The sequence below is a fragment of the Larkinella humicola genome, from assembly GCF_008727875.1.
GTDB lineage: Bacteria > Bacteroidota > Bacteroidia > Cytophagales > Spirosomataceae > Larkinella > Larkinella humicola.
Window position 1 is genome coordinate 31,698 of the sequence record NZ_VTWS01000005.1, and the last position, 26,990, is coordinate 58,687.

The 26,990-nt window shown below is 42.1% G+C and carries 19 protein-coding genes and 1 tRNA gene; 8 read left to right on the forward strand and 12 right to left on the reverse strand.

Annotated features, from left to right (window positions below; all coding sequences use genetic code 11):
* The first annotated feature begins 301 nt into the window (after positions 1 to 301).
* From ubiE to F0P93_RS19090, 7 genes are all read left to right on the forward strand, one after another.
* On the forward strand, positions 302 to 1,027 hold the full coding sequence (gene ubiE, locus F0P93_RS19060) for a bifunctional demethylmenaquinone methyltransferase/2-methoxy-6-polyprenyl-1,4-benzoquinol methylase UbiE (protein ID WP_150879772.1): 726 nt from the start codon (positions 302 to 304) through the stop codon (positions 1,025 to 1,027).
* Complete coding sequence (gene porT / locus F0P93_RS19065) at positions 973 to 1,713, forward strand: type IX secretion/gliding motility protein PorT/SprT (protein WP_150878769.1); 741 nt, start codon at positions 973 to 975, stop codon at positions 1,711 to 1,713. Before ubiE ends, porT begins: the two co-directional genes overlap by 55 nt.
* A gap of 175 nt (positions 1,714 to 1,888) precedes the next feature.
* Positions 1,889 to 1,963 (forward strand) — tRNA-Val (locus F0P93_RS19070).
* Between the two features lie 408 nt (positions 1,964 to 2,371).
* Positions 2,372 to 2,665 carry a helix-turn-helix domain-containing protein gene (locus F0P93_RS19075; RefSeq protein ID WP_150878771.1) on the forward strand — a complete coding sequence of 98 codons (294 nt, stop codon included), beginning with the start codon at positions 2,372 to 2,374 and terminating at the stop codon, positions 2,663 to 2,665.
* Positions 2,665 to 5,934 carry a helicase-related protein gene (locus tag F0P93_RS19080; protein ID WP_150878773.1) on the forward strand — a complete coding sequence of 1,090 codons (3,270 nt, stop codon included), beginning with the start codon at positions 2,665 to 2,667 and terminating at the stop codon, positions 5,932 to 5,934. Before F0P93_RS19075 ends, F0P93_RS19080 begins: the two co-directional genes overlap by 1 nt.
* Before the next feature lie 3 nt (positions 5,935 to 5,937).
* The gene (locus F0P93_RS19085; RefSeq protein WP_150878775.1) at positions 5,938 to 9,354 is read left to right on the forward strand and encodes an Eco57I restriction-modification methylase domain-containing protein; all 3,417 of its coding nucleotides are present in this window, start codon (positions 5,938 to 5,940) and stop codon (positions 9,352 to 9,354) included.
* Positions 9,351 to 11,327: an AAA family ATPase gene (locus F0P93_RS19090; RefSeq protein WP_150878777.1), complete on the forward strand. Its 1,977-nt coding sequence runs from the start codon at positions 9,351 to 9,353 to the stop codon at positions 11,325 to 11,327. Before F0P93_RS19085 ends, F0P93_RS19090 begins: the two co-directional genes overlap by 4 nt.
* Before the next feature lie 300 nt (positions 11,328 to 11,627).
* On the opposite strand, the gene F0P93_RS19095 is transcribed toward F0P93_RS19090, so the two are convergent.
* From F0P93_RS19095 to F0P93_RS19125, 7 genes are all read right to left on the reverse strand, one after another.
* A complete protein-coding gene (locus F0P93_RS19095; RefSeq protein ID WP_150878779.1) occupies positions 11,628 to 12,179 on the reverse strand; it encodes a hypothetical protein in 552 nt (183 codons plus the stop codon).
* 9 nt (positions 12,180 to 12,188) lie between these two features.
* Positions 12,189 to 13,292, reverse strand: coding sequence for a DUF6371 domain-containing protein (locus F0P93_RS19100; protein ID WP_191908857.1), 1,104 nt, complete (start codon positions 13,290 to 13,292; stop codon positions 12,189 to 12,191).
* Between the two features lie 159 nt (positions 13,293 to 13,451).
* Entirely contained in the window at positions 13,452 to 14,942 is a 1,491-nt protein-coding gene (locus F0P93_RS19105) for a DNA primase family protein (protein WP_150878781.1), read from the reverse strand.
* Between the two features lie 99 nt (positions 14,943 to 15,041).
* Positions 15,042 to 15,509 carry a VRR-NUC domain-containing protein gene (locus F0P93_RS19110; protein WP_191908858.1) on the reverse strand — a complete coding sequence of 156 codons (468 nt, stop codon included), beginning with the start codon at positions 15,507 to 15,509 and terminating at the stop codon, positions 15,042 to 15,044.
* The gene (locus F0P93_RS19115; protein WP_150878785.1) at positions 15,506 to 15,796 is read right to left on the reverse strand and encodes a helix-turn-helix domain-containing protein; all 291 of its coding nucleotides are present in this window, start codon (positions 15,794 to 15,796) and stop codon (positions 15,506 to 15,508) included. Before F0P93_RS19115 ends, F0P93_RS19110 begins: the two co-directional genes overlap by 4 nt.
* 85 nt (positions 15,797 to 15,881) lie before the next feature.
* On the reverse strand, positions 15,882 to 16,550 hold the full coding sequence (locus tag F0P93_RS19120) for a hypothetical protein (protein WP_150878787.1): 669 nt from the start codon (positions 16,548 to 16,550) through the stop codon (positions 15,882 to 15,884).
* Between the two features lie 135 nt (positions 16,551 to 16,685).
* Entirely contained in the window at positions 16,686 to 18,041 is a 1,356-nt protein-coding gene (locus tag F0P93_RS19125; protein WP_150878789.1) for a site-specific integrase, read from the reverse strand.
* A 467-nt stretch (positions 18,042 to 18,508) separates the two neighbouring features.
* Between F0P93_RS19125 and F0P93_RS19130 the strand changes: the two genes are divergently transcribed.
* The gene (locus F0P93_RS19130; RefSeq protein WP_191908859.1) at positions 18,509 to 19,984 is read left to right on the forward strand and encodes an SLC13 family permease; all 1,476 of its coding nucleotides are present in this window, start codon (positions 18,509 to 18,511) and stop codon (positions 19,982 to 19,984) included.
* Between the two features lie 39 nt (positions 19,985 to 20,023).
* On the opposite strand, the gene F0P93_RS19135 is transcribed toward F0P93_RS19130, so the two are convergent.
* The 5 genes from F0P93_RS19135 to F0P93_RS19155 form a co-directional block, all read right to left on the reverse strand.
* Entirely contained in the window at positions 20,024 to 20,809 is a 786-nt protein-coding gene (locus F0P93_RS19135) for an SDR family NAD(P)-dependent oxidoreductase (protein ID WP_150878793.1), read from the reverse strand.
* Positions 20,810 to 20,846: 37 nt separating this feature from the next.
* Complete coding sequence (locus F0P93_RS19140) at positions 20,847 to 21,728, reverse strand: phytanoyl-CoA dioxygenase family protein (RefSeq protein ID WP_150878795.1); 882 nt, start codon at positions 21,726 to 21,728, stop codon at positions 20,847 to 20,849.
* 736 nt (positions 21,729 to 22,464) lie between these two features.
* Complete coding sequence (locus F0P93_RS19145) at positions 22,465 to 23,901, reverse strand: APC family permease (protein WP_150878797.1); 1,437 nt, start codon at positions 23,899 to 23,901, stop codon at positions 22,465 to 22,467.
* A 3-nt stretch (positions 23,902 to 23,904) separates the two neighbouring features.
* Positions 23,905 to 25,071 (reverse strand): LLM class flavin-dependent oxidoreductase, encoded by a 1,167-nt coding sequence (locus tag F0P93_RS19150; protein ID WP_150878799.1) that lies wholly within the window; start codon positions 25,069 to 25,071, stop codon positions 23,905 to 23,907.
* A gap of 173 nt (positions 25,072 to 25,244) precedes the next feature.
* The gene (locus F0P93_RS19155) at positions 25,245 to 26,969 is read right to left on the reverse strand and encodes an amidohydrolase (protein WP_191908860.1); all 1,725 of its coding nucleotides are present in this window, start codon (positions 26,967 to 26,969) and stop codon (positions 25,245 to 25,247) included.
* Between the last annotated feature and the right edge of the window lie 21 nt (positions 26,970 to 26,990).

Below are 26,990 nucleotides of genomic sequence, written 5' to 3' on the forward strand. Positions count from 1 at the left end.
AAACTACGCAATCTGTGAGGTAATCACAAACTTTCTAACCAAGGGCACGTACCTTTGTGAAATTTGGTTTTCGTAGTTAGAGGGTTGTAAATGGTTGAATGGTTATAAATGGTTGAATGGCTGTAAATGGTTGAATGGTTATAAATAGCCGGATGGCTTAGGATGACATTTACGACTGCATGGTTAAAGTCACCCAACCATTTACAACCATAAAAACCATCTAACCATGAAAACCATTATAACCATAAAAACCATCTTCACCCATCCAACCATACTTAGCCATTTTAGCCATCCAGCTTTTATGTCCGTCGTTCCGTATAAAGACAAAAATACCAGCAAGCGTGAGCAGGTCGAAGAGATGTTCGACTCGATTTCGCCGAAATATGACTTGCTCAACCACCTCCTCAGTGCCGGCATCGACATTGTGTGGCGGAAGAAGGCGATCCGGCTCCTGCAACCCGAGAAACCCAAAATGCTTCTCGACATTGCCACCGGCACGGGTGATTTTGCGATCGAAGCCCTGAAACTCAACCCCGACAAGATCATCGGGGTCGATATTTCGGAAGGCATGCTGTCGTTTGGGCGGGAGAAAATCCGCAAACTCGGGCACGAGGATAAAATCGAACTCCGCTCCGGCGATTCGGAAAGATTACCATTCGCAGACAATGTTTTCGACGCCGTCATCGTTTCGTTTGGTGTACGCAATTTTGAAAATCTACTCAAAGGGCTGACCGACATGCACCGTGTTACGCGGTCGGGCGGCACCTGCCTGGTACTGGAGTTTTCGAAGCCGCGCAACTTTCCGTTCAAGCAATTTTTTAGTTTTTACACGAATCGTTTCCTGCCGTTGATTGGCCGGCTGGTGTCGAAAGACGCTTCGGCTTATACGTACCTGCCCGAGTCGATGCAGGCGTTTCCGGACGGCCCCGATTTTATCCGGGTTCTTGAACAGGCAGGCTTTACGCAAACACGATGGATACCTCTTACATTTGGCATTTGTTCTATTTACACCGGAAAAAAAGTATAGCCCTCGGTTTGCTGTTGGCGATGCTGAGTCCGAATCTTCAGGCCCAGTCATCGATGAAATACCGCCGGATTCACCTGGAAGGGTACGACGACAAGACCATCCGGTACGGTTTTCTGTTTGCGGCTCCCGTCACCCGTTTCAACATCAAATACAGCGACGCCTACGTCAGTGCTGATTCGGCCCACCAACTTTATTCCCCCAGCAAAGTCGGTTTTCGGGTCGGTTTTGTCATGAACACCATCCTGAGCGAACATTTCGATGTGCGGGTGACGCCCGCGGTGTCGCTCTATTCCCGCTCGGTCGAATACAAGTATCCGGGTGGAACCGGCAAAAAGGAGGTGCGAGAATCGACCTGGCTGGAGTTTCCGGTTTTGCTGAAATACAAGTCCAAACGACGGATGAACTCGCGGATGTATGTCGTGGGCGGGGGCTCGCTCGGGATCGAAACCAACGTCCGTCGGCGCGAGGTGGCCGGTTCGAGCCGATTGCTGACCAAAAACCGGGATCTGACGGTTGAATACGGGATTGGTTTCGAGCAATTTTTCGAATTCTTCAAGTTTGCCCCCGAAATCCGGTTTTCACACGGGTTGGTCAACCTCTTCGAACCGGTGCAGGGCAATACGGCCAACATCGGCATTCAGAAACTGCGCACCCACACGGTAACGCTGTATCTGACCTTCGAATAAACCGGGTGGCGAATGTGTCGACCACTGTCCCGAATGTTGATTCAAAAGTCCTGACGATGAATTGGTTGTAAAATAAGTTGATTTTTTTTAGTGGAATGCTTGCAGAATGCCTTTTAAAGCCACTATATTTGCACTCCCAAACGACGCGAATGAGTCGCTGGGGAAACACAAAAAAGGGAGTTTAGCTCAGCTGGTTCAGAGCATCTGCCTTACAAGCAGAGGGTCGGCGGTTCGAACCCGTCAACTCCCACATTGAAAATCAAGCACTTACAAATCTTTGTAAGTGCTTTTTTGCTTTTGGTTTAAACGATGGTTTAAACAAGTTAATATGATATAAGTTTCCAAAGCTACAGGCCGTGGGTTCAAACAGCATTTTTCGTACATCCTCTTTTGCTGTAAGAGAAGTACTTAGCTGAAATGCTAAGTACTTCTCTTGTTTAAAATTTGTTTTTGATAAAACGTTTAATAAAGCAAATACTTTCTTAGACCCGAGTATGGATTAGATTTACAACACCAACTAGCCAATGTATTTTGTTTATCCAAAAAGCATTATAACACCCTTCGTAAAATCTAAAGTTTCAAATTTCTGCTACTACCAAATTCTGGTTTCAGCTATTCGGCTATATTTGCCAATATTTGTCAAGACATTTTTTTTATAATGGCAACCCAATTTGGTGAGAAAATCAGAAAGCTAAGAGTAATGCAAAACCTGCTATTACGACAAGTAGCCACTAAACTGAATGTGGACACCTCCATCATTAGTAAAATGGAAAGAGGAGAACGACCAATCAAAAAGGAGCAAGTTTCAATCTTGGCTGATATTCTTAAAGCCGACAAAGCAGAATTGTTGACTCTATGGTTGGCAGACCAAGTGATGGATGTAATTAAAGACGATCCATTGGCCGATGAAGCACTTAAATCAGTAGCAAAAAACCTTAAGAAATCGAAGTAATGGTTTCTAACTTTTTTACCAATCAAGGCCAGAATACACTTTACAAAAAATTTGTGGGTGTATTTGAACACATGCAAAATATCGAGTATTTCAAATCTGTAATTGGCTATTTCAGAGCCTCAGGATATTTCGCAATACGTAAACATTTTCCTAAGACATTAAAGGTCAAAATAATAGCAGGAATCAATGTTGACCCATTTATTGCCTTAGCACAAAAGCAAGGTATACTATTTAACCTGACAACCACAGATGCTAGAAATACATTTATTGAATCTATTCAAGCTGATATAGTAAATTCTAAATATGATAAAAATATTGAAGAGGGTATATTGCAACTTATTAATGACATAGGAGAGGGCAGAATTGAAATTAGAGCACACAACTCCAAAAAGCTTCACTCCAAGTTTTACATCTTCCTATCTCCAAATTTCAATGAGCACAATCCTAATGGAATGGTGATAATGGGTTCATCAAACCTATCGGCACAAGGATTAGGTTTAGAGAATGTGCAATACAACTATGAAATGAATGTTGAGCTACGGGATTATGAAAATATAAAATTTGCCAATACCGAATTTGAAAACCTTTGGGAACAAAGTACACAGATTCTACCAGTTGATGCTCCTACTCTGATTAAGAAAACTTTTCTTGATACAACACCAACCCCATTTGAGCTATTTGTAAAATTCCTGATTGAATTCTTTGATAAAAATATTGAATACGACCCTGATAGCATTAGTGATATTCCATTAAAAAAGTTTAAAAAATTGAGCTACCAGATTGATGCTATAAATCAGGGGTATGAGCTACTATTGAAATACAATGGATTCTTCTTGGCGGATGTAGTCGGAACAGGTAAAACAGTGATGGCTGCGTTACTTGCCAAAAAGTTCATAATCAACAATGGACCAAAAACCAAAATCCTTATTATTTATCCACCTACACTTGAAAAGAACTGGAAAAGCACATTCAAAGAATTCAGAATTGATGAGAAGTGTCACTTCATTACAAATGGAAGTTTGAATAAGATAGTAGAAGGTGATCAGAACTACTATGAAAAAGAAGTTTACGACCTAATCTTAGTTGATGAGGCTCACAAGTTCAGAAACCACAGAAGTCAGCAATTCGAACACCTACAAATCATATGCAAGTCAGGCCGTGAAAATATTGGTGGTATTGAAGGCGTTGAAAAAAAAGTTGTTTTAATTTCAGCAACACCATTAAACAACAAGCCTGAAGATATTTACTATTTAATATCACTGTTTCAAGATATTAGAAACAGCAATTTAGGGGAGCCCAATCTGCAAAAATTTTTCTATCCGCATATTGTCCGCTATAAATCATTAATTCAGCAAACACCACTTGATTTGCTTGCAATACAGAAAATTTTTAATAACATAAGAGATAAGGTTGTAAGAGACATCACTATAAGACGGACAAGAACCGACTTGATGAAAAATGAACGATACAGAAAAGACCTACAAGATCAAGGGATTATTTTCCCTAAAGTGGCGGACCCGATTGCGAATGAATATGAATTATCGTCTAGTATTGCTCATTTGTTTTTAGAGACAGCAAGCAAAATTATAGACAATGAAAAAATTAATTTTTTCCGCTATCAGGCCATTGCATACCTGACAAGTGAAGCTAATAACGGATTGTATCAAAGTGCAGAAACGATATCTCGTTCACTGGCATTTATTATGCAAACCCAGCTTATAAAACGCTTAGAAAGTAGTTTTCACGCTTTTAAAATTTCTTTGAACAAAATTACCACATCAACTAAACAAATAATTGAAATGTATGAAAGGGACAGCGTGTTCATTGCGCCTGACTTATATATTTCAGAAATGCTAAGTAAAGGAATGACCGATGAAGAAATTGAAATTGAAATTTTTAAAATAGATGATGACAAGCCAAAGAACAAGAAATTCAAGCAATCAGATTTTAAAAGTGGATTTATTGAAGGATTGAAAAGAGACTATAAAAATTTGAGCGAATTAAATGAAAGATGGCAAGGTGTTAAAGATGAAAATGATCCTAAATGGGAGGTTTTTATTGATCTATTAAAAAAAGAATACTTTAATAAAGCCAAAAACGAGCTTGGTAAACTTGTCATTTTTACAGAATCAGCAGACACACTAAAGTATCTTTCTAATAGACTCCAAAATGAAACAGAATACAAAATTCTTAGCATAACATCCGATAATAGAAATAAGCTTTTTGAAACAATCCGCGAAAACTTTGATGCCAACTATGAAGGCATTCAAAGAAACGACTTTGACATTATTTTAACCACTGATGTGTTGGCTGAAGGTATAAATCTACATCGGTCTAACGTAATAGTAAATTATGACACTCCTTGGAATCCAACACGACTTATTCAACGGCTAGGCCGTATTAACCGGATTGGGACAAATGCTCAATATATATATAATTATAACTTCTATCCTTCGCAACATGGTGATACGATTATTAATCTAAAAGAAAGATCAGTAGCTAAATTGCAAAGTAGCCATACAGCCTATGGTGAAGATAGCCGAATTTATTCACTTCGTGAAATCATTGAACAATGGTCGATGTTTGAGGAAAAAGAAGAGGAAACTGACATAAGAACATTATGGTTAGAATGGCTTAGAAAATACAGGGTGCAAAACGAAGCCCACTTTAATGCAATCCGCAAGTTTCCATTAAAAGTCCGGTGTATTCGCAAGAGTAAAGACAAAGAGATTAGTATTGCCTTTGTAAAAAACGGAGAACATAAAAACATCTATCTATATACAGAAGGCAAATCATTCGCTATTCCTTTTGAAACAGCCGTTCAAATTTTTGAAGCGCAGAAATCTGAGTTATGCCTTTTACCAGTGCCTGAACTTCATTATAAACATATCAACGATATTGTTGAGCAATTTGAGCGTGATATTACTACTTCCGAAATAATTGGAGGAGTTGAGGACAAACTTGATGTAAGATCAAATAAGGCATTAAACGACTTAAATAATTGGCTGGCAAATCAAATCCTTGTGGCTCCCGAAGCAATTGAAGCGGGAAACAATCTTTTACCATTACTAAAGCACGGTACATATACCAACTTAACAAACGAAGTTTATAAACTAAGAAATGAAACAAATTCAACCAAATTGGAAATGGAGCTTGTTAGACTTTCAAGAAAATACACTTCTAAAATAAAGCGCCAAATGAGGAAAGAGCTAGAACCTATTCAGCCAAAAATCATCATTTCTGAAACTTTTTCTTCACAAAAAGATTGAAAGATGACTGTATCAGAAATAAGAAATATACTCGAAAATCCATACGATCGAAAAGTATGGAAAAGTTTTTTGAAAAGCCAGTTTACTAATAATAAACTGAATGTGGAAGACCGAGTGATTGCTCTCTCGGACAATACATTTAGCAAGCAATGTTTAAGCTTGGGTAATTATGAAATAAACGAATACACAAGAATCGGCATTTTTGAGGTAGAATTAAGCGAAAAGGTTAACATAACCCGTAACCGTGTGGCTTTGCGAAACCTAATTAAAGACCTGACCAAACAGGTGGCTGGTTCAATGGTAGTTTTTGTGCAAGGTGACAAATGGCGTTTCAGCTATATAAGTAAACGTAAAGTTAAGAACAAAGAGACAAACGAAATTCAGGATAAGGAAACAGCAACAAAGCGCTATACTTACCTATTTGGTAAAAATGAAAAAGCTCTAACTGCGGCAATTCGCTTTGAACGTTTAATACAAAAACAGAAGGAAAATATCTTTCAGCTATTGTCATTAGACGACTTTGAAGATGCTTTCTCAGTAGAAAAGCTGAGTAAAGAATTCTTCAAAAACTACAAAGATACATATGAAAATTTTGTTCAATTACTTACTGGTAAGAGATATAGCAAGAAAAGCAACAAATATGTAGAGCAGATTATTCACGAGCCTGACTGGCAGTTAACAGCCCTTTTTAGTAAAGATGAAAAACAAGCCCGTGACTTTTGCAAACGCTTAATGGGCCGTATTGTGTTTTTATATTTCATTCAAAAAAAAGGTTGGTTAGCTGTGGGTCAAGGTAAAAAATGGGGCGAAGGCAATCCTAATTATCTATATGACCTTTTTCAAAACTCTAAACACAAAAACGATTTCTATGCTCGAGAATTAGTCCCGTTATTCTTTACACGTCTGAATAACGAAGATTCTGAAAACGCTGCTCGAGTGGAACGCTTCCCTTATCTTAATGGTGGATTGTTTGATGCTGCTCAAGACAGTAAATACAATAAATTATATTTTCCAGAAAATATTTTTGAAGGGTTATTTGAGACATTCAACAATTACAATTTCACTATTTATGAAGATGCCCCTGATGAACATACTATAGCCGTTGACCCCGAAATGCTCGGACACATTTTTGAAAACCTACTGGAAGACAATAAAGCTAAAGGAGCTTTTTATACACCTAAGGAAATTGTGCATTACATGTCCAAAGAGAGCTTAAAGACATATCTGTTTGCTCATGATGAACAGCACTTCGCTGAAAACAAACTGGCAAGATGCACTATTGGTAAAATCATTCAACAGCAAGAATTAGATAATGAAGAAAAGTTGTACGCAGAGAAGAACGCCTATAAAATTATCAATACATTAGAGCAGGTAAAAATTTGTGACCCTGCTATTGGTTCAGGTGCTTTCCTAATTGGTTTATTACAAGAAATTTTTAATGCACAAATTTATTTACAAGAATTAAAAGGTTTTAAAAAAAGCGTTTCGGATGCCGATATTAAAAAACATATTATTGAAGAAAGCATCTACGGTGTTGATATTGATGCAGGAGCTGTGGACATTGCTCGATTGCGATTCTGGCTGAGTTTGGTTGTGGATGAACAAGAACCACAACCCTTACCCAACCTTGACTTCAAAATCATTTGTGCTAATACATTAATTCCACTGGGCGATTTGAAAGATTATGACATAGAAGGTAAGGCAGCGCAAGCAGTAAAAGAATTGGAAGCGCTACGACATGATTTTTTTAATGTAAGTAGTGAAAACAAACTGCAATTGGAAAGAAAGTTCAAAAAAATACAAACAGACTTATTAAGTCTTAGAGAGCTTTCAACAAGTAGGAATTATGAAATTTATACTAAACTTTATGAATTTAATCCATTTGAAGAGAACGAATCATGCTCTTGGTTTGATTCGTGGTGGATGTTTGGTATAAAAGAAGGATTTGACATAGTAATCGGCAATCCGCCCTATGTTCAATTGCAAAAAGACGGGGGAAAGCTAGCGAAACTATATGAACCGTATAAATATGACACCTTTGAAAGAACAGGTGATATTTACTCACTCTTCTATGAACGTGGGGTACAACTTCTCAATGATAAAGGTATCCTTTGCTTTATTTCCTCTAACAAATGGATGAGAGCAAATTATGGTGCTAGCACAAGGCATTATTTCGCTGAGAAAACGTATCCTTTGTTGCTCATAGATTTTGGTAATGTACAGGTTTTTGATACTGCAACTGTAGATACAAACATCTTGATTTTGCAAAAGAAACCCAAGCAAAGAATCTATGAGCCTAAAAAACTCATCGCTACTCGAATAAATAATGATTTCAATCTGGCTGAGCAAAGTTTAAGTGACTACGTCTCAAGTAATAATTACACAGTTCCTTCACTTAGCCATAATGCCTGGGTAATTGGTGAGAAGGATGTTTTTAGTATTAAAGAACATGTTGAAAGGCAGGGTATTCCACTCAACAAATGGAAAATCATAATTAATTATGGCATCAAAACTGGTTTAAACGAAGCATTCATTATAAATAATGAAATAAAAGAAAAAATAATTGCTGACGATCCACACAGCATAGAAATCCTAAGACCTATTTTGAGGGGGCGAGATTTCGTTTCATGGTATCCAGATTTTGATAATTTGTGGCTAGTGAATACCCATAATGGAGTAAAAAGTTTAAATATTCCAAGAGTAGATGCTTTAAAAAATTACCCTGCTGTATACAACTGGTTATCAAATTTTAAAAATCAGCTTCAAAGCAGAAATGATAGTGGTGATGACTGGACTAATCTTCGTAATTGCGCCTATATAATGGACTTTGATAAGCCCAAAATAATGTATCCAAATATGACTAAGTATATGCCGTTTATTTATGATGAGTCTAATCACTTTTATTCTAACGACAAAAGTTATATACTAACAGGAGAAAACCTAAAATATTTAACTTGTTTCTTAAACTCAAAGCTATTTAAGTATTGCTTTTCCGATAACTTCCCTGAATTGCAAGGTGGTACACGAGAGCTAAGAAAAGTTTTTTTTGAGAAAATACCAGTGAAACAAATAACAGGTAACCAAGAAATACCTTTTGCAAAAATTGTTGATTATTTGGTAGCATTGAAGAAAGAAAACCCACAAGATAGCACTGATCAATTTATATTGATATACTTTGAACAAATAGCTAACGCGTTAGTCTTTGAGTTGTATTTTAAGGAAGAGTTCGAAGATAGAAATCTACAGTTCGCTAAATATATTGCCGACTTGCCCAAACTGAGTGAACTTGAAAAGCCACTGCATCAGTTACGAAAAATCTATGTGATTATCAGTGCAAATCATCATCCTGTGAGGCAATCTTTGTTTAGTATGCAAGCAATTCCACAAATTGAGCTCATACTCAATAATGTTCAGTTATGAAAAGAATAACTGAAATAAAATTTATTAACTACAAAGCATTCTATCAAAATAGTGATGCGAATATCATTAAAATTCCAGCTGGTAAGAGTGTACTTATTTATGGTGAAAATGGGAGTGGAAAATCAAGTATTTATGAAGGGTTGAAGCAATTCTTTAATAGTTCAGATAATACGATCCAAGTAACTCCTTCCCGTCATGTTGCTGTTCCGAGAACAAGAGCTCAAAGAGAAAACGAAGGTACACCAGAAGAAATAGAAAGAGAAGTTCTAAATGAAGTTGCTGTAAAAGTAACCTTTACAGATGATACAGGAAGTGAGGAAAAAACGTTTGGAACACCTAATAATAATATTCTAGGTACAATTTATATAGCTCAAGCTAACCTTTTAAATAGCTTTCTTTCATATAGAGAGTTATTACGCACCTATTTAATGGATAACCTACGTGATAGAACGGAGTTCCGTAGAAGGTTTGCTAATCTATTAATTGAAAACATACTTGCAAAACAAAAAAATAGTGCTACCCAAAGGGCATATATTAGTTCGTGGGAGGCATTATTTGCTCCAAGAGTTTGGTACAAAGAACTAAACCTTAGAACCTTCGCAAAAGGTTTAAAATTGGATATCCATAGAATAAATTTGATTTTAAACGAAATATTGAAGTATTTTGAACCAAATTTGAATGTAAATTTGGTACTTGTAAGTACTGATATTGATTATATCTACTCAGCAAAGCGAAATCGAATCGGTAAATATCCTATATGTGAAGTTGATTTAGTGGTCAACCTATTTGGCCTTGAAACTGAAAATGATGAAGAAAATCATTTAACAGTATTAAATGAAGCTCGTTTATCTGCTCTAGCTATTTCAATTTACCTTACAGCTTTAATAAATACACCCCAAGACAATTTTGATTTTAAAATTTTATTTTTAGATGATATTTTTATTGGACTAGATATGAGTAATAGGCTCCCTTTACTCGAGATACTTAAAAACTTCAAAAAACCTATTATTGAGCAGTTCGTAGATGTTGATAATGACAATATAATTATTGAAAGAATACTTTACATAGATGGAATTATCCAAACAGAACCTGAACCATTTTTTAAGACATATCAGATATTTATATCAACATATGACAGATTTTGGTTCCAAGTAGCGAAGAATTGGTTTGAGACTAAATCCAAAGATAAATGGTGCTACTTAGAACTTTTTACAAATCAAAAACCAGCATTACCATTTAATACACCTATCCTTTATAATTCACTTGACTACTTGCAAAAGGCTGAATACCATTATCAAAAACACGACTATCCTTCTTGCGCTAATTATTTACGTAAAGAATTAGAAAAAAGAATTAAAGAACTACTCCCAGAAAACGAACATTACAGGGAATATATTGATAATGAAACAGGAATTAAAGAAATTAAAAAATTAAGAACATTAAGTCAATTTCTAGAAAAATTTATAAGCTATTGTGAAAATAATGGAATTAACGCGTCGGAATTATCAGATCTAAAAAACCTAAAAGATTGGTATTTAAATCCTTTTTCACATGATAATATAGGAACTCCAATATTTAAGAGAGAGCTGGATTTGGCAAAAATACTTGTCCATCAGATTGGTAAGTTTCAGTTCAAAATATTGCTTGAAGCAGGTTCACGTCTTTTCTTCAACTTCGACAACCAGGCAGGACAAACAAGGAATTATAAAATTGAATTGCAAGAGAATCTGCGTTGGATAGAATCAAAAGATGGTAATCTTTTAACAAATCCTATAATTCAATGTTATGAATGGACAATGAATGCAGTTGTTGAAGTTGATCCTATTTGGCGCAATGCTAAATTATTCCAGTTCTACAATAGTAAATGGAAAGCTCTTTTAAGACAGCCTCAAATTGATAATGTACCAATGGAAACTTTTTGGAATGAACTTTATGAATTAACTAGTGGAAGATCTTTAATCACAATGATATAAAGACAACTCTGATAATGACAAATATTTACTTTAGTACGTCCAACACTTTAGAAAGATTAAGAAGGAAATGAAATAAGCAAAGATCCTCACTTGTAAGTAATCTTTGCTCACAAAGTTCCTATTACATATTCTAACTCAAAATAACCTCAATCTAATAACACAGAAAAGGCATTCTTTCCGGTTATATAGAATATTAAGACAAAGGTGCCATTTTCTATATTCATAGTTTAATTTAATTAGTATATTATTGCATTTTGTAATTGGGTAATGTATCTATTTTGATTCCAATGTAATTACATGCTATTTATTCTTATTCAAATCAGGCTTGAAACTTGTTAGAGCAGCTCCGAGCAACGTAAATTCTTCAATAATATTATTCTGAATTATTGTAAACGGTACTGATTCCGGTACAGTTTTTTCCGCTTCACGATTACTTTCTTTCAAATTGTCTCGGTAAGTTTTCGGATACAATGCTTTGAGATAGAAGATCAAAAGGGTTGTATTTACCTTTTCAGGCTTTAGTACCGTAAGCTTGCCGGTAATTGGGTCATTGTAGGGTACTTCCAAGCCTAAAGCGGCCCGAACCAAAACTCCACTCCAATAGGCTTGCCCTTTGCGTTCGGCCATTTCAAGTTCTTCTTTTTTATCTGCCGAAGAATCGGCCCATTTCTCTAAATCACGGTACGAGCAAAGTATAAACTCCTCTTTCGGTTTTCCGTAGCTTCGATGAATCAAATACGTTTGAAATTGTTCTTCTCGTTCCTCTTCGGTGTACCGGCTGAACTTGTTACCAAACGTAAATTGACCATTTGACAAACGGCCAAATTCGTTTTTTGAAAGATCGTTTTGCATCGCATTAGATTAATTATTGTTGATAATCGGACGTGTATCCTTCGGCGGTTTATTGGTCACCATTTCGCACTGTGGTAATAATAAAAAGTCTGCCATGTCTAAGCCTTGCTTTTTCTGTTCAATTGTTGACTTCCGTTCTAATAAATCGGACATCTCAATTTGAAATCCTTTTGCTCTTAATAGTTCGGCACGTCGGTTCCAATTTTCAAAAGCATTAAGATCAGGGAAAAGCATAATCTTACGATTATTCAAAGGTGCCAATCGTTCGGAATTCAGGAATGATAAAGCACCTACAGCCATCCAAATAAAATCAGGAATATAAATTGTACATATTATTGCGGTTTTAGGAGCTTCCACAATACCAACAGGCTTTTCAACCGGTTCATATGAAAGCTGAGGTAATCCAAATAAACAAGGTGAACGCTCTGCATTTTGTTCATACTCCGTTAACCACACAGGAAGCAGCCTTTCTTGCCGCTTGTAACGACGAATAAGAGCAGAATGAACCCAACTAGTTTTACTTTGTTTCTTGCCTTCACGGTCAATATATTTGACGGTATGCCAATTAGAATCAAATAGTTTTATTTGTCCTCCCCGCTTACGGCCCTGCTCATCAATGTACCAAAATACACAGGCTCCAGGCCAAAGAGCTGATGTGCCAATCTGAAACCGTTGCAATACTTCTTTGGCCTTCTTTTCCCCAAATTTATGAATAAGTAATTGGGCGAATTGATTTCGGTCATAGTGACCTAATGATTGCATAAATACAGGATCGGGAATGCAATATACGGGCCTCTTACTTACTGGCTTATTTTGGTGAAATATCGTTTTTTGGGGTTTATAACCGGCAATGTGGTTTATTTCTTCTTTTCGCCGTTGGTAAACTTCATCAGCGTAACTCAATCCTGTTGGGCCTTTCTGGTAGGGGCTTAAGTGATAACCACAATTGCTTTCACGGTCGCAACGTCCGTAGAAATAGGGTAATGTTTTGCCTGTTTGGGTATCTATATAGCAGCTTAGAGTCTTACGGTGTTTATGGCCGCAAGCCGGACAATTAGTTTTGATAGCCTTTTTAGGAAGTTGGTAACGGTATGATTTTGCCTGTGTTTTCATATCGTAGGAAAAAAGGTTTGTTTAGAATCTCACTTTAATCACTTTCACCACTCACAGCACAAGCCTTTTTATGAGTTAGAGTAATCTTTCCAGAAAAGCAGATTTGTCGGCTGGTGGTAAAAGTGATAAAAGTGGGGTTCAAACAACATCTTTTTTAGCTTAATAGGATTTCTTTACAAATACGACTTTACCAATATTACGGTCAGCAGTTAGAATACCGTAGCTTTCAATCCTTTTCCTGAAGTTTAATTTCTTCACAGGTCGATAGCCATCCTCAATGCAAAATTCCTTGTAGTGCCGATATAAGTCTTGCAATGAAATAAAAGCATCTATATGAGGTTGGTACGCTTGCTCATCTAAAAATAGCCTTACAGTGTCGGATTGTCGTTTGTAGGCTTCCAACTGTTCACGTACGACTATCGGATCGGTAAAGCGTTCCTGGATTAGTAATCGGCGCAATCCGTCCAAAACCCAATTGAATACTCCCGACAATTCGGATTGTATAATTTTAGCAGATAACTGTTTATCTTGTTCCTCTTCGGGAATAGTAATGGTAAATGGAACAATGAGGAACCGGCGAAAATAGGCCGGAGTGTGTTCTACGTCGGCGGGTAACTCATTACAATTAAAAATCAATTTGGCGTACTCAGTCATTATAAACGGTTGACCGTAAGGCAAACGAGCCTCAACCGGTTCGCCCGAAACCATTTGTTTAAAGGTATTAGCTTCCAATTTGCCGTTAATTTCGCTGGCATAGTTAACCAACTTGGTAGCCAGATGAGCGCGACTGTAAGCAGGTTCGTTGGTTAGACTTTGAAGCGAATAATGGGAAACATTTTCTTGCCCCAACAGAGCAGTTACAATCTCAAAAAAAACTGATTTACCATTTGCGCCCGAACCATAGAGCAATAAGGTTTTCTCCAGTTTGAGTTTGGACGGGCTAATGAAAACATAGCCTAAATATTCGGCCAATAGCTTTTGACATTCGATATCAGGTACAACCCGATCCAAAAATTTCTGAAACTGTGGTGCGGTCGCTGTAGGATTGTAAGCAAAAGATAGCTGATGGGTAAGAAAATCAGTAGAAGCAGGGGGACGTAATTGCTGGCTTATGGTATTTATTTCGAACGTCCCGTTGATCAGGTTAATTTTAACTGTATTACGATCGGCAACCGGCGAAGGTAAATGCGCCGAAACCTCAAATTGCTTGAATAATTGGTCAGCAAATTCATAATAGCGGGCTTTGAACTTATCGGCCCCCATCTTTTCGGCTACTTTTTGTAAAAAAGCTTTTAGATCCTCTTTTTCAATGGCTTTCCAAAATGCTCCATTGTAGAGATAAATGAGTGTATTCCGCTGGCAAAGCCCCCATTTGTTCTTTTGGGCAAGGTCTAACAGCTCTTCCACAATGGTAACTAAATAATGTTCCTTTCTTAGTTTCGAGTCCTCGTCTTGTGAAGTATTTTCATTGCCAGAACTAAACGCAAATGCTCGGAAGTCTACTTTTTCAACCTGTTCCAACAAGTTAATCATTAATTGTTGATGAGGTTGGAAAACGAACGCGGCATTTTTTAATCGATTGGCATCGGCGGCAATTTCCGTTGTAATATCTGATATTGTTAGTGTATCTTTGCCTGATTCTTCTTCCATTTAAGTAAAGATTTTATACGTGCCAGTACTTCGGGGTATTGGCACGTTTTAGTTGACTATATGACCGGTTATTAACTACATCTTATAAAAATAGAAGCGTCAATCGTTTAGTGTTGAGCCGAACGGAAGCGTACTATTTCCCTTATAAAGGATTGGTTTGAGAGTCGTAAACCAGTCGTAGAAGCCTTCAAAATCGCCCGCTTTATAAACAAATGTATCGGGCGTCAAAAGTGCCTGAATTGTTTGCATTTGCGTTTCAGAGTTGGCATCTTTTTCCTGCCTTGTCTCAACATAGATTGTGGCGTCTTCAACAATGGCCCATACGCCTAATATTACCGCTCGTTGTTGTGAGGAAATCTCATGAATGTTAGCGTTATAGGTTGCAGTACTGATTACCCGAATTGCAAAATGGCCGGACAATTTGAAGTAATCAATAACACATTTGGTTAAACCGGAAGCGGTTTTGTCTTCATAGTCAAACCCAGGAGAAGCTTCATTGAAAGTTGGCGGCCAACCAGTTTTTTCAAAAGAGTGCCGGAGTTTATTGAGCGCAAGCATACCTTTCATACGTTAAGCCCTTTTTGGGCGCGCTTACCCTCTTCTAACCAACCAATAAGTTCTGTGCGAGAAAATGTCAAACGGTTTCCCCGCTTTTTGTGCGGAATTTCCCGTTGAGATACCAGAGTGTAAATGCGGGCTTTACTTAAGCGGGTAAGTTGTTGGGCCAACTCTATACCACCGATTTCATCGAGAGTACCTACAGTATTGTTCCGTTGATGCCGTATATCTTGCAATACCTGCTCAATTGCAGTTAAGCGCCGGTCTATCAACTCATAAGGATTTATGTAAGACATTGCTAATAGCGTTTGATTTACGCTGCAATGGTAACAAGCGGTAGTGAATGCAACCGGTTGCAACCGGTTGACTATTTTGTTTTTTTTAAGTTTGCTTACTTTTCAGTTGTTGCAACTCCTTCCCAGCTTCTGCCTTCCCTTTGTCATTTTCTAATAGATCAAGAATTGCTTCATAATTCTTGATCGCATTTTTGGAATTTTTACGATTACTATCTTTCAGTATAATCCTGTAAGTGTCAAATAATTTTTGTCCACTAGTTTTATTTACGTAGCCATATTTTGAAGCAATATCTTTACTATTATTTGCTGTTATTGGCTTCTTGTCAAAGAAACATAACATTGCTATTTGTGCATGGGTAAGTTTACTTTCATCATTATTACTTTCAGGAAAAAGTACTTTATTTGTCTCCGAAAAAATAAGTTTCGTTATCTTATCATTAAATTTTATAATTGATAAAAAATAGAATTGATCATTAACTATGCTGCCATACATATGATCCCAATCGTTTGAATACATTGAGCTATAACTTATATATTCATTTGTAATATCTAATCGCTCTTCTTTAACTAATTTTTCAATTTCTTTTGAAGACTTAACAGATATGAAGCCTTTCAAGTATTCGGCTTCCCTTCGTAATTCATTTGTGGTTATTCCAACTACAGCTTCTGATCTAGTAGGATGAACATCAAAGCTTTCCAATAAGGCTTCTTCAATAAATTGTTCAATAATTTCTTCATTTAACTTAGCATCCATATATTTTATTTTATTAAATACAAGGTTAATTAGAAATGCTTTATTATTTAACGATTGTCTTGTCAGTTCTCATTTTTTTGTCCACGCCTTGTAAAAAGCACTTTAATTTTGATTAAGTATTCTGATGAAATGTATTTAAAGTAGAGCATCATAAGCGGAATCAACGATTTCCGATGCAAATGAATCAAGGTAGATAGCAGTAACGGCTTCTGTTTTGTGTCCCATTGCCTGACTGATTACAGCCGTAGCAGTGCCTTTCTGTTGGAGCGTTGTTGCGAATGAGTGACGGGCAACGTAGGTTGTCAGAGGGGTTTTAATTCCGGCGCGTTCGCCCAATAGTTTGAGGTCGATATTGATTTGTCCCAAAATCTTGTGCAATCGATTTCGAACTTGACTTTCGGTAACGTGAGTTTTCACGTTTAAAATGGGAAAAATAAAACTGTCTGGGCCGTTGTGCGTAAAAGGCCGGTATTGCTCGATAAGGGATAAGGCTGGAGCTAATAACCGAACGGAAAACTTACCGCCCGTTTTTTGTCGGATGTAGGTCAAACGGGGAAAACCTTCAGCATCGTTACCAACGTCGCGCCAACGCAGTTTTGCTAAATCAACAAAATTGATTCCTCCACAATAGAAAGAAAATAGAAATACGGCCCGTGCCAGCGTAAGCCGTTCGATTTCGGCCGCGTTCTTGATATTTGCCCATTTTCCGGTGGCCGTTCCAACCGCAACAAAGTTTTCAACTTTACGAACTTCTTCACGGCTTATCGCCCTTTTCTGTGTTGATGTATCAAATTTCCCGATACTGAATTTGTGTTTTTCAGCAATGTTACGGGCAAATGGATACTGTTCAGGTTTGGCAACGCCTTCGGCAATGGCTTTGTTAAAAACAGCGCGTAATGTTCGGTAACGGTTTGAAAGGGTTGTTTCGGAGTTCCCACGGTTGCGAAAGAAACTTTCCAACTGATTGCAAAACCGTACCGTTACTTCGCTGAATGGTACGTCTTTCGTCTTGCTGCTATACTGATCTTTAATAAAGTCAGACAGTTGGTTTCTAAGGTCCCGATAAATTGCGCTGTTGCCTTCCTGACGAGCATTTATCATTAACATAGCCAATTCGTCAATATAAGCTAATAACGTAACGCTACGGGCCTGTTTCCGGCCTTCAATTGCTTTGGTTGCTACAGCATGTGCGTCGTGTATCTCGTCGGCATCTGCAAGCGTTTCGGCGGCAGTACTATATTTCTGTTCCCACTGATGAAGCTTCTTGATTAATTCATCGCGAAAGGGTTCAGGAAAGCTTTTCCGAATCTCCTTTTTCAGTGGATTCCAGAACTTCGGATGTAAAGACAATCCGGTTGCTATATACTTCAATTTACGGTCTTTGGTAATGCGAACCATGAACGGGTGACTTCCATCGGCCATCACCTTGCTTGTATAATAGACCGCTTTGACGGTTGCTTTACCCTCCTTGTGCTCAGTTGTCTTCGCCATTGCCAGTTTGTTTAAACCGGGCGTTTCGGTTTAAACGCTGGTTTAAACAAATGTAATAAATAATACCATACGCACAACAAAGGACAATTAACCAATATTACATAAATAACTGATTTGCAGTAATATAAATAATCAATAATAAACAGTTTATAATAGAAATGCTACGCCTTACAAGCAGAGGGTCGGCGGTTCGAACCCGTCAACTCCCACCCTTCAAATCAAGCACGTAGCCACTTCGAAAACGAGGTGGCTTTTTTGTTTGCTCCACAACTTTTGCTCTTGATCCTAAAATTTATTGATTTTATAGAATTAGCCATTTAACTGATAAGCATTTTGTGCGTAAAGGGTGATTTTGAGATCATTCTCTTCATCAGGTTTTCACCCATTCCTTCTTTCAGTTTTAGTTCAAAGCAATAGCACTTTATTACCGAATTATTGACGTGCTTTACGGCCTGAACCGAAATTCTGTGAAACCTGCCCATCTTAGTGCGCTACTAGCCGGACCAGCTGCGTTTTTTCTGGTTTTATTTTTTGCTGACTTAAACCCGGGTCATCCCGAGGTTACCAGAATGGCTGCGGTGACCGCATGGGTGGCCATTTGGTGGCTCACCGAAGCAACCGACCTGGCCGTGACGGCCCTGCTGCCTTTCATCCTCATTCCGATCCTGGGCATAGCCGATTCGCAAACGGTGGCGGCCCAATATATGGATCAAACCATTTTTTTATTTATTGGGGGCGTGCTGCTCGCTTTTGCGATTGAACGGTGGAACCTGCACCAGCGGATTGCCTTGTCCATTTTATCGAAACTGGGCACCAACCCCGCCACCGTGCTGGCGGGCGTGATGGGCGCTACTTTTTTTATTTCGATGTGGGTGTCCAATACGGCTACCGTCATGATGATGCTCTCTGCGGTGCTGGGCATTATCATTCAGGTGGAAAAACACAACCTATCTCCTTTTCAAAAAAATGCGATCGCCAAAGCCATGCTGCTGGGGCTTGCTTATGCGGCCTCCATTGGTGGCATGGCGACTTTGGTGGGAACGGCCACGAATCTCGCTTTCTACAAAATATATGTAGATGCTTACCAGGATGCCCATGACATGAACTTTGTCAGTTGGTTTGTGCTGGCTTTTCCGATTGCCGTAATCTTGTTGACCACGGCGTTTTTTATTCTTAAGTTCTCCTTTCTACGCCATGCAAAAAAAGTGGTTTTTGACCGCAGTTACTTCGTTGCCTCCCTGCGGCAATTGGGCAAAATGGCTTTTGAAGAAAAGATCGTCTTTACGGTTTTTGTGATGACCGCCTACTTGTGGTTTGGCCGAAAGGATATTGATTTTGGATCGTTTCATCTAACCGGCTGGAGCCGTCTTTTAGGGACACAGGCATCGTTCATTACGGATAGCACGGTGGCTATCGGAATGGCATTGTTGCTATTTCTAATCCCCTCGAAAAATGAGAAAGGAAAAATGCTGATGAGCTGGGAAGAAGCAAAGAAACTTCCGATCGGCATCATCCTCTTGTTGGGCAGTGGTTTCGCGTTGGCAAAAGGCTGCGATCAGTCGGGACTAAGCTCCTGGCTGGCACAGGAACTGCTTTTTTTAAAGGATGCGTCCCCCGTTGTTGTTATCGCGGGCATTTGCGTTATCGTTTGTGTCATTAGCGAACTGGCTTCCAATGTTGCCTGCATCCAATTGGTGCTACCCATTTTAATAGCCATTCAAAAAGTAACCGACCTGCCCCCCTTAATGCTGATGGTGCCCGCCACGCTGGCTGCGTCGCTTGGGTTTATGCTTCCCGTTGCAACCCCGCCTAATACCATTGTGTTTGGAAGTGGGCGGATTCGTGCGGCTGACATGCGCAATGCCGGGTTGCTGCTCGACGTTGCAGGCATTGGTATCATCACCGCCGTATCCATGATGATCCGGCTACTCGTTTGGAAATAAAGACGGTGAATACACGAGGCATTTCGGCCCAAAAACAGTTTAATTGTCTTTGGGCTCGTAAATACCGCCAACGACTTTTTCAACCAGCGACTTGGGCACGACCCTCGGCAGGAAAGCACCCACCTGGTTGATAAAACCGGGAATGATCTCCGATTCGCCCCTGAACAGGCCTTTAACCGCAATTTTTGCCACCGACTCCGGACTCATGTTGAGTTTCGACGCCGTTTTCCTGATCGATTCCCCCATCCGGGCGCGGTTGACAAAGTCGGTGTCGGTGCTGCCCGGACTCAAACAGCTCACCGACAGGTTGGAATGCCGGAGTTCGTGGCGCAGACCACGCGTAAACGAAACGACAAACGCCTTGGAAGCCGCGTAAATCGAGACGTACGGGACGGTTTGGTAAGCCGTTGTGCTGCCCACATTCAATAAATACGCCTTCTTCTGTTCTTTCAGAATGGGGACAAACGCATACGAGATTTCAACCAGTGCCTTGATGTTGACGTTGATCACTTCCAGTTGTTCGGCAATGGGAATCTGCTCGAATGAACCGTTGAGGCCAAAACCGGCGTTGTTGACCACCACTTCCAGATCGTTCCGAAACTGTTTGTACCAGGTTTGAATGGTCTGCGCCACATCCGGCTGCGACAGGTCGAGCGTCAGGGTGTAGGTGAACCTCCCGTGTTGCTCCTCCAGACGACGGGCCGTCCGGAGGAGTTCCGATTCATCGATGTCGATCAGAAACAAATCATAATTCAGCCGGGCCAGTTCCCCGGCAATGGCTCGTCCGATGCCTTTGGCAGCACCCGTTATTAAAGCAGAAGGCATGTGTGTGTCAGATTTGATGGTCTGGTGAACGATTGAATTACCCCAGAAGACGGCTCCAGTTCAGGTTCTTCAACGCAAACTTCTCGCTGCGTTCGGCTTGTGCCGCATCCCGCTTCTGTTTTAAACCGGCCAGTTTATGGTAAAATGGGGTTGGACTATCAGCATTTTTGGGTTGGTAGGCACCCGTGATAAACGGAATGTACATCACCCGGCGACGGCTTTTGGCCCCCACCACGGGCGACTGCTGAACCCGGTGCCACAACCGGCCATCGTGAATGGTTAAATCGCCCGCTTCAATGTTGAAGCCCACCTCAGCCGGGTCTGCTGCGTTATCCACAAAGTATTTTTTCCTGAAAAACAGTCCCATCAGGCCCTGCGTATGGGTTCCGGCCAGAACCCGCAAACCGCCATTCTCAACGGGGCAATCGTCCAGGTGCAATCCTACGTTCAACATCGGCTGAATGCGGCTGCCCATAAACAAATCGCGCGGACTGTCGGTATGCCACCCCAGTTGCTTAAACTGGCTGAAGGGCGAATTCACGTAGTGATTGACGACCAAGCCGTCTTTTTCATTTTCGCCAATCCGACCGTCGTAAGGTCCCAACAATTCCAGTAAAAGCTGAAACCGCGGATCTTTCAAAAATTCACTCAAAATGTTGCTGTAATGGGAGGTAAACGCCAGTCGCTGAATCAGGGTGCGACCGGTTTCGTCAAAACCGAACTTCAACGGAATACCGTTTACTTTCTTTATGTCTTGGCTCAATAACACATGCTGTACGTTCTGAATTTCCCTCAGAAATACCGCAACCGTTTCTTTTTCGACGAAGTTTTTAAATTGAATAATACCGTGTTGTTGAAAAAATAGCCGCTGTTCGGCCGTCAGGTTATTTTCGAAATGGAAAGGGGCAAATGATTTCATAAAAGCCAATGAATGTTGCTGGTGGTCTGATTCGCATCAGGAAGTTGAAAAGTGGGGGTATACTTCCCCCGGCGTAACGACCTTCCCGGTCGAAACGCTGCCATTTTCCACAAAAAGTGGAATGAAGAGAGGATGGGTTATCGGCAACAACAACAGCAACAAAGCAGAGCTTTCAGACGGCGTTCGACCAGCGTCATAAGCGAAGGAGATAAAATGTAGTGATGAAAAAATGACCGAAACCTACGGAGTAATCCTTGAAAAGTGAGGTCCCGAGCGAATTCGAACGGCAGCGGCCGACCGTCGCTGTAGGAGATTTTGCAGACCTCTGCCTGGCCACCCGGCCACGGGACCTTGTATACTTATCCAACGAACAGCAACTAACGAATCAACGGGAGCGAAACACTCCGAGGTTTAATGCAAATTGAACAGACGGGAAGAAGAGAAAGGGATCAACAACAACAGGCTACGGGCGTGCCAATAATACCGCCCGGAAAAGACGATGAAAGCAAAGAAGGCCGGAAACCGGCTAAACGGATCGAAGCTACGCGAACTATACTGGATAATTTCATACAACGAAACTGAAAAAGGACTGGTTATAGGATAACCAATGCATTAAACAATAGTCTACTTAATCATTAGACAAAGTAAAGTATATAAAAAATAGATTCCAAATTTCCCCGGAATTAATTGCGTCGGATTTGCAGGAGAAAAGGCTTTTTTTCATGGGATTCTGTTTTTATTCTTCCTCCCGAACCGACCGGTTCCGGCGGTTTAGTCCGTAATAAATCGGGACGCCAATGAGGGCAATGATCAGCCCCGGCCACGTATACGTGGGCTTGTAGATGATAAGCAACCCGCAAAACGCAACGCCCATTAGAATGTACAGGGCCGGTAAAACCGGGTAACCGAACGCTTTGTAGGGGCGCGGCACCTCCGGTTTTCTCCTTCGCAGAATGAAAATCCCCCAGATCGTCAGGATGTAAAACAGCACGACAACGAACGAAATCATGTCCAGCAAATCACCGTACTTCCCACTCAGACACAACACCGACGCCACCAGGCCTTGAATCCAAAGGGCAAATTCGGGAACGGCATGCTGGTTTAGCTTGGCGGTTTTCCGAAAAAACAAACCGTCTTTGGCCATGCTGTAATACACCCGCGCACCGGCCAGAATCAGGCCGTTGTTGCAGCCGAACGTCGCAATCATGATCATGACGGCAAAGAGCGCTGTTCCGCTGGCACCAAAAATGGCCTGGGCAGCCGCAATGCCAACCCGGTCTTTATCCGTAAAACCAATGTCCTGCAACGGCAAAACCGCTGTAAACATGATGTTCAACGAAACGTACAGAACGGTAACCAGCAGCGTCCCCAGCAGCAGGCTCAGGCCAATGTTCCGCTTCGGGTTGGTGATTTCACCGGCCACAAATGTGACGTTGTTCCAGGCATCGTAACTGATCACCGAACCGACCATGGCGGCAGCAATGGCGCCACCCAAAGCCGGAAGGCCGATGTAGTTTTGAAAAGAACCGTCGCCGGACAGTTTGCGAATGTGCCAGGCGTCGCTCCAGTTCGCCGTCCAGACGTCCGGTTTGAGGTAGATAAACCCGAACACGATCAACCCCAGCAAGCTCAGCACTTTGGTGGCCGTAAAGGTAGTCTGGATCATTTTTCCGCCTTTCACGCCTTTCGTATTGATGTAGGTCAGCAGCAGAATCAGACCGATGGACAACACCTGGGCCGGTGAAATCCGGAACGAACCCAGGGCGAAAAGCGTCACGTCTTCGCTCAGTTCCGGCACGAAATAAGCCAGAAACTTAAAAAACGAGACGCCCACTGCCGCAATCGTTCCGGTCTGGATGACGGCAAACAGACTCCAGCCGTACAGAAAAGCCACCAGCGGATTGTACGCTTCTTTGAGATACACATATTGACCACCGGCTTTGGGGTACATGCCACTCAGTTCGCCGTAACTCAGGGCCGCCGTCAGGGTCATAAAACCGCTGATCAGCCAGACGGCAATGAGCCAGCCCGCCGAACCGATGTTGCGGGTGATGTCGGCACTGACGATAAAAATGCCGGAACCGATCATTCCCCCTGCCACCAGCAGCGTGGCATCCAGCAGCCCCAATTCGCGCTTCAGTTCGGTAACCGGCGTAACGTCAACAGCTTCCATGGATTATACCAGAACAGAATTGGTTAAAGGTGTCACGGGCGTTTCGGTGGGAATGCGGTTTTGCAAAACCGGCATCGAGACGTTTGGCAGATGCGGCAAAACCAGGTCGGCGAAGTAATTGGCCTCTTCGATCAGCGGAAAACCGGAGAAAATAAACGCCCGGATGCCCATGTCCAGGTAGCGGTTCAGCTTCTTGATGATTTGCTCGGGACTCCCGACCAAACCGCCCCCGCAGCCCGAAAACACCTTGCCGATGTGCGTCCAGAGAATGTCTTCCACGTAGCCGTCGTCGTCGGCGGTTTCGCGCAGTTCGTCCTGCCGAACCACTCCCAGCGAACGCGAATCCTCGCCCCGGCTGCGGATTTCCTTCCCGCGTTGCTCATCGAACTTCGACATCAGCCGCTTGGCGTACGCGCGCGCTTCGGCTTCCGTTTCCCGCACAATGACGTGGACGCGCAACCCGAAGTCAATTTGGCGCCCCTCGGCAGCGGCCCGCGCACTCATGTCCTGCATGGTTGCGTACAGGCTTTCCTCCGATTCGGGCCACATCAGAAACACGTCGCAGTGTTTGGCACAGACTTCCCGCGAGCCGGGCGACGTGCCGCCAAAATACAACAGCGGCCCGCCGTTTTGCTGGTACGGTTTCACCGGATCGGCGGGCATGTTGAACTGGTAAATCTCACCTTTGTAGTCAATGCGATCCTGCGTCCAGGCCTGTTTCAGGATTTCGATGATTTCGGCGCAACGGCGGTAGCGGAAGTCGGGGTTTTCGCGCGTTCCCGGCAGATCCGAGTTGATAATGTTGAGAATCAGCCGTCCTTTCAGCATGTGATCGAGCGAGGCAATGGCGCGCGCCAGCATGGGCGGGTGAATTTCGCCGGTTCGGATGGCCGTCAGCAAGTTGATGGACTGGGTTTCGGGTGCCACTCCGGCAGCAAACGTCAGCACATCCTGCCCGACCGTGAACGCCGTTGGAAACAGAATGGAGCTGAAGCCCCGGTTTTCGGCCGTCAGCGTGATGTCGCGACAATGTTCAAAATTGCTCCGGCGCTCCTCGTCCAGAACGCCCAGGTATTCGGTGTCGCCCCCGATGATGTCGTTGAACCAGGAGATTTCCGCCACGCGCTGGGGCGTCCGGATGGATACGGTTTTTAGGTTTGATAAAGTCATTTTAGTAGATTGGATTAGAGAAGTGAGACAAGAGAGTAAAGACAAAATCAAATTCAGCGGCTTTAGTCTTTACTCTCTTGTCTCAACTCTTTTGTCTTATAAAAAAATGTAGCAGGGAGTCAAACCGCTCCCTACTAGACACATACAACTAACTTTTTCTGTCAATTAAAAAGCTATCGTTTGAACACCGTCTGGCCTTCCTTGATGGTTTCCAGCACAACGATGTCTTTGATCTTCAGCGGATCGATGGTCAGCGGATTGTCCGACAACACCACCAGATCGGCCAGTTTTCCCTTTTCAATGGAACCTTTCGTCTTTTCTTCAAAATATTGGTAGGCCCCGTTGATCGTCAGCGCGCGCAGGCCTTCGATGGGCGTGACCCGCTCCTCCGGCCCGATGGTTTTTCCGGAACGCGACTGGCGGTTGACCGACGACCACAGCAAAAACAGGTGATTGACCGGCGTAACGCCATAATCCGTGTGGTTCGTAAAAGGGATATTTCGCTTCAGGGCCGATTTCAGCGGACTCGAATAAAAGGCCCGGTCCTGACCCAAATTTTGAACGTGAACATCCCCCCAGAAAAAGGTGTGGTTCGTAAAAAACGACGGCACCAGCCCCAGCTTTTTGTATTGATCCAACTGGTCGGCGCGCACAAACTGCGAGTGAATCACGACGGGCCGCCGGGCGGTGCTGGTGGTTTTCAGATCGCGGTTGGCGGCTTCGATGGCCGTGAGGTACATGTCGATGGCTGCGTCGCCGTTGCAATGCACAAATACCTGAATGTTGTTTTCGAACCCTTTTTTAACCGCTGCGTTGAACTGCTCCTGCGTCGTTACCGGAAAGCCTTTGCACTCGATGTTGTCGCAGCCGGGCACTTTGGTCAGATACGGTTTTCCGAAAAAAGCGGTTTTCCCCTGCGGAGAACCATCCGAGACAAACTTGAATCCATTCAATTTCAGGTGATTGTCCAGCACACCGTACTTGAAATCTGGATTCCCCAGCACCTTGTCGATGATCCCGTACGACGGCAGCGTTTCGATGTCGATGAACAGCGCGTTGCGTTCGGCGGCTTTTTTGAGCAGTTGCAGCGATTCGAAGCTGGTGCTGCCGTCCTGCGCCGTCGTGATGCCGTGGCTGGCGTAGAACGTCTGCTGATCCTTTAAATCATTGATCTGGTCGTCCAGCGTCGCGGGTTTGCTGTCTCCTTTCCCCCGAATCAGCCCCTGCGCCTTTTCCTGCAGCAGCCCTTCGGGTTCATTAGTACCCGTTTTGCGGACAATCATCCCCCCCGCCGGATCTTTCGTATTGCGGTCGATGCCCGCAGCTTTCAGAGCCGCCGAATTGGCGACGGCCATGTGGCCCGAAACGTGCGTAATCACCACCGGATTGTTCGGAAAAGCACCGTCCAGATCCTCTTTAGTCGGGTGTCGTTTCTCCGCCAACTGATCGACATCGTAGCCGAAACCACTGATCCATTCGCCATCCGCTATTTTCCTGTCGGCTTTGTGTTTCTGCAATTCGGCCACCAGATCGGCAATGTTTTTGACCGGGCCAACCGGCGGGGCCGCCACGTTGGCGGTTTTGGCCCGGCCCAGCCCCATGAAGTGGCTGTGTCCGTCGATAAAACCGGGAATGACGGTTTTTCCACCCAGATCCACAACGACGGTATTGGCTCCTTTCAATTTGGAAATATCCGCCGTCGAACCCACGTCCAGAATTTTACCGCCCTGCACGGCCACCGCCTGCGCAACCGCATTGGAAGCATTGACGGTGATGATTTTGCCATTGATGTAAATCTTGTCGGCAACGGCTTGGGGCGATTTACCATCGCCGGGAGGGTGGCGGAAGGCGTAAAACGGGAGGGTTGCGAGGGAGAACAACGCGAGGGTCTTTTTCATGATGTATTGAGTTTTGGCCCC

Excerpts from the sequence above, each read along its gene's own strand:
- F0P93_RS19115 (WP_150878785.1), bottom strand. The coding sequence starts at position 15,796 with ATGTCTTACATAAATCCTTATGAGTTGATAGACCGGCGCTTAACTGCA.
- F0P93_RS19155 (WP_191908860.1), bottom strand. The coding sequence starts at position 26,969 with ATGAAAAAGACCCTCGCGTTGTTCTCCCTCGCAACCCTCCCGTTTTAC.
- F0P93_RS19075 (WP_150878771.1), top strand. The coding sequence starts at position 2,372 with ATGGCAACCCAATTTGGTGAGAAAATCAGAAAGCTAAGAGTAATGCAA.
- F0P93_RS19105 (WP_150878781.1), bottom strand. The coding sequence starts at position 14,942 with ATGGAAGAAGAATCAGGCAAAGATACACTAACAATATCAGATATTACA.
- F0P93_RS19110 (WP_191908858.1), bottom strand. The coding sequence starts at position 15,509 with ATGAAAGGTATGCTTGCGCTCAATAAACTCCGGCACTCTTTTGAAAAA.
- F0P93_RS19140 (WP_150878795.1), bottom strand. The coding sequence starts at position 21,728 with ATGAAATCATTTGCCCCTTTCCATTTCGAAAATAACCTGACGGCCGAA.
- F0P93_RS19090 (WP_150878777.1), top strand. The coding sequence starts at position 9,351 with ATGAAAAGAATAACTGAAATAAAATTTATTAACTACAAAGCATTCTAT.
- F0P93_RS19135 (WP_150878793.1), bottom strand. The coding sequence starts at position 20,809 with ATGCCTTCTGCTTTAATAACGGGTGCTGCCAAAGGCATCGGACGAGCC.
- F0P93_RS19100 (WP_191908857.1), bottom strand. The coding sequence starts at position 13,292 with ATGAAAACACAGGCAAAATCATACCGTTACCAACTTCCTAAAAAGGCT.
- F0P93_RS19150 (WP_150878799.1), bottom strand. The coding sequence starts at position 25,071 with ATGACTTTATCAAACCTAAAAACCGTATCCATCCGGACGCCCCAGCGC.
- F0P93_RS19085 (WP_150878775.1), top strand. The coding sequence starts at position 5,938 with ATGACTGTATCAGAAATAAGAAATATACTCGAAAATCCATACGATCGA.
- F0P93_RS19120 (WP_150878787.1), bottom strand. The coding sequence starts at position 16,550 with ATGGATGCTAAGTTAAATGAAGAAATTATTGAACAATTTATTGAAGAA.
- F0P93_RS19125 (WP_150878789.1), bottom strand. The coding sequence starts at position 18,041 with ATGGCGAAGACAACTGAGCACAAGGAGGGTAAAGCAACCGTCAAAGCG.
- F0P93_RS19145 (WP_150878797.1), bottom strand. The coding sequence starts at position 23,901 with ATGGAAGCTGTTGACGTTACGCCGGTTACCGAACTGAAGCGCGAATTG.
- F0P93_RS19080 (WP_150878773.1), top strand. The coding sequence starts at position 2,665 with ATGGTTTCTAACTTTTTTACCAATCAAGGCCAGAATACACTTTACAAA.
- porT (WP_150878769.1), top strand. The coding sequence starts at position 973 with ATGGATACCTCTTACATTTGGCATTTGTTCTATTTACACCGGAAAAAA.
- ubiE (WP_150879772.1), top strand. The coding sequence starts at position 302 with ATGTCCGTCGTTCCGTATAAAGACAAAAATACCAGCAAGCGTGAGCAG.
- F0P93_RS19095 (WP_150878779.1), bottom strand. The coding sequence starts at position 12,179 with ATGCAAAACGATCTTTCAAAAAACGAATTTGGCCGTTTGTCAAATGGT.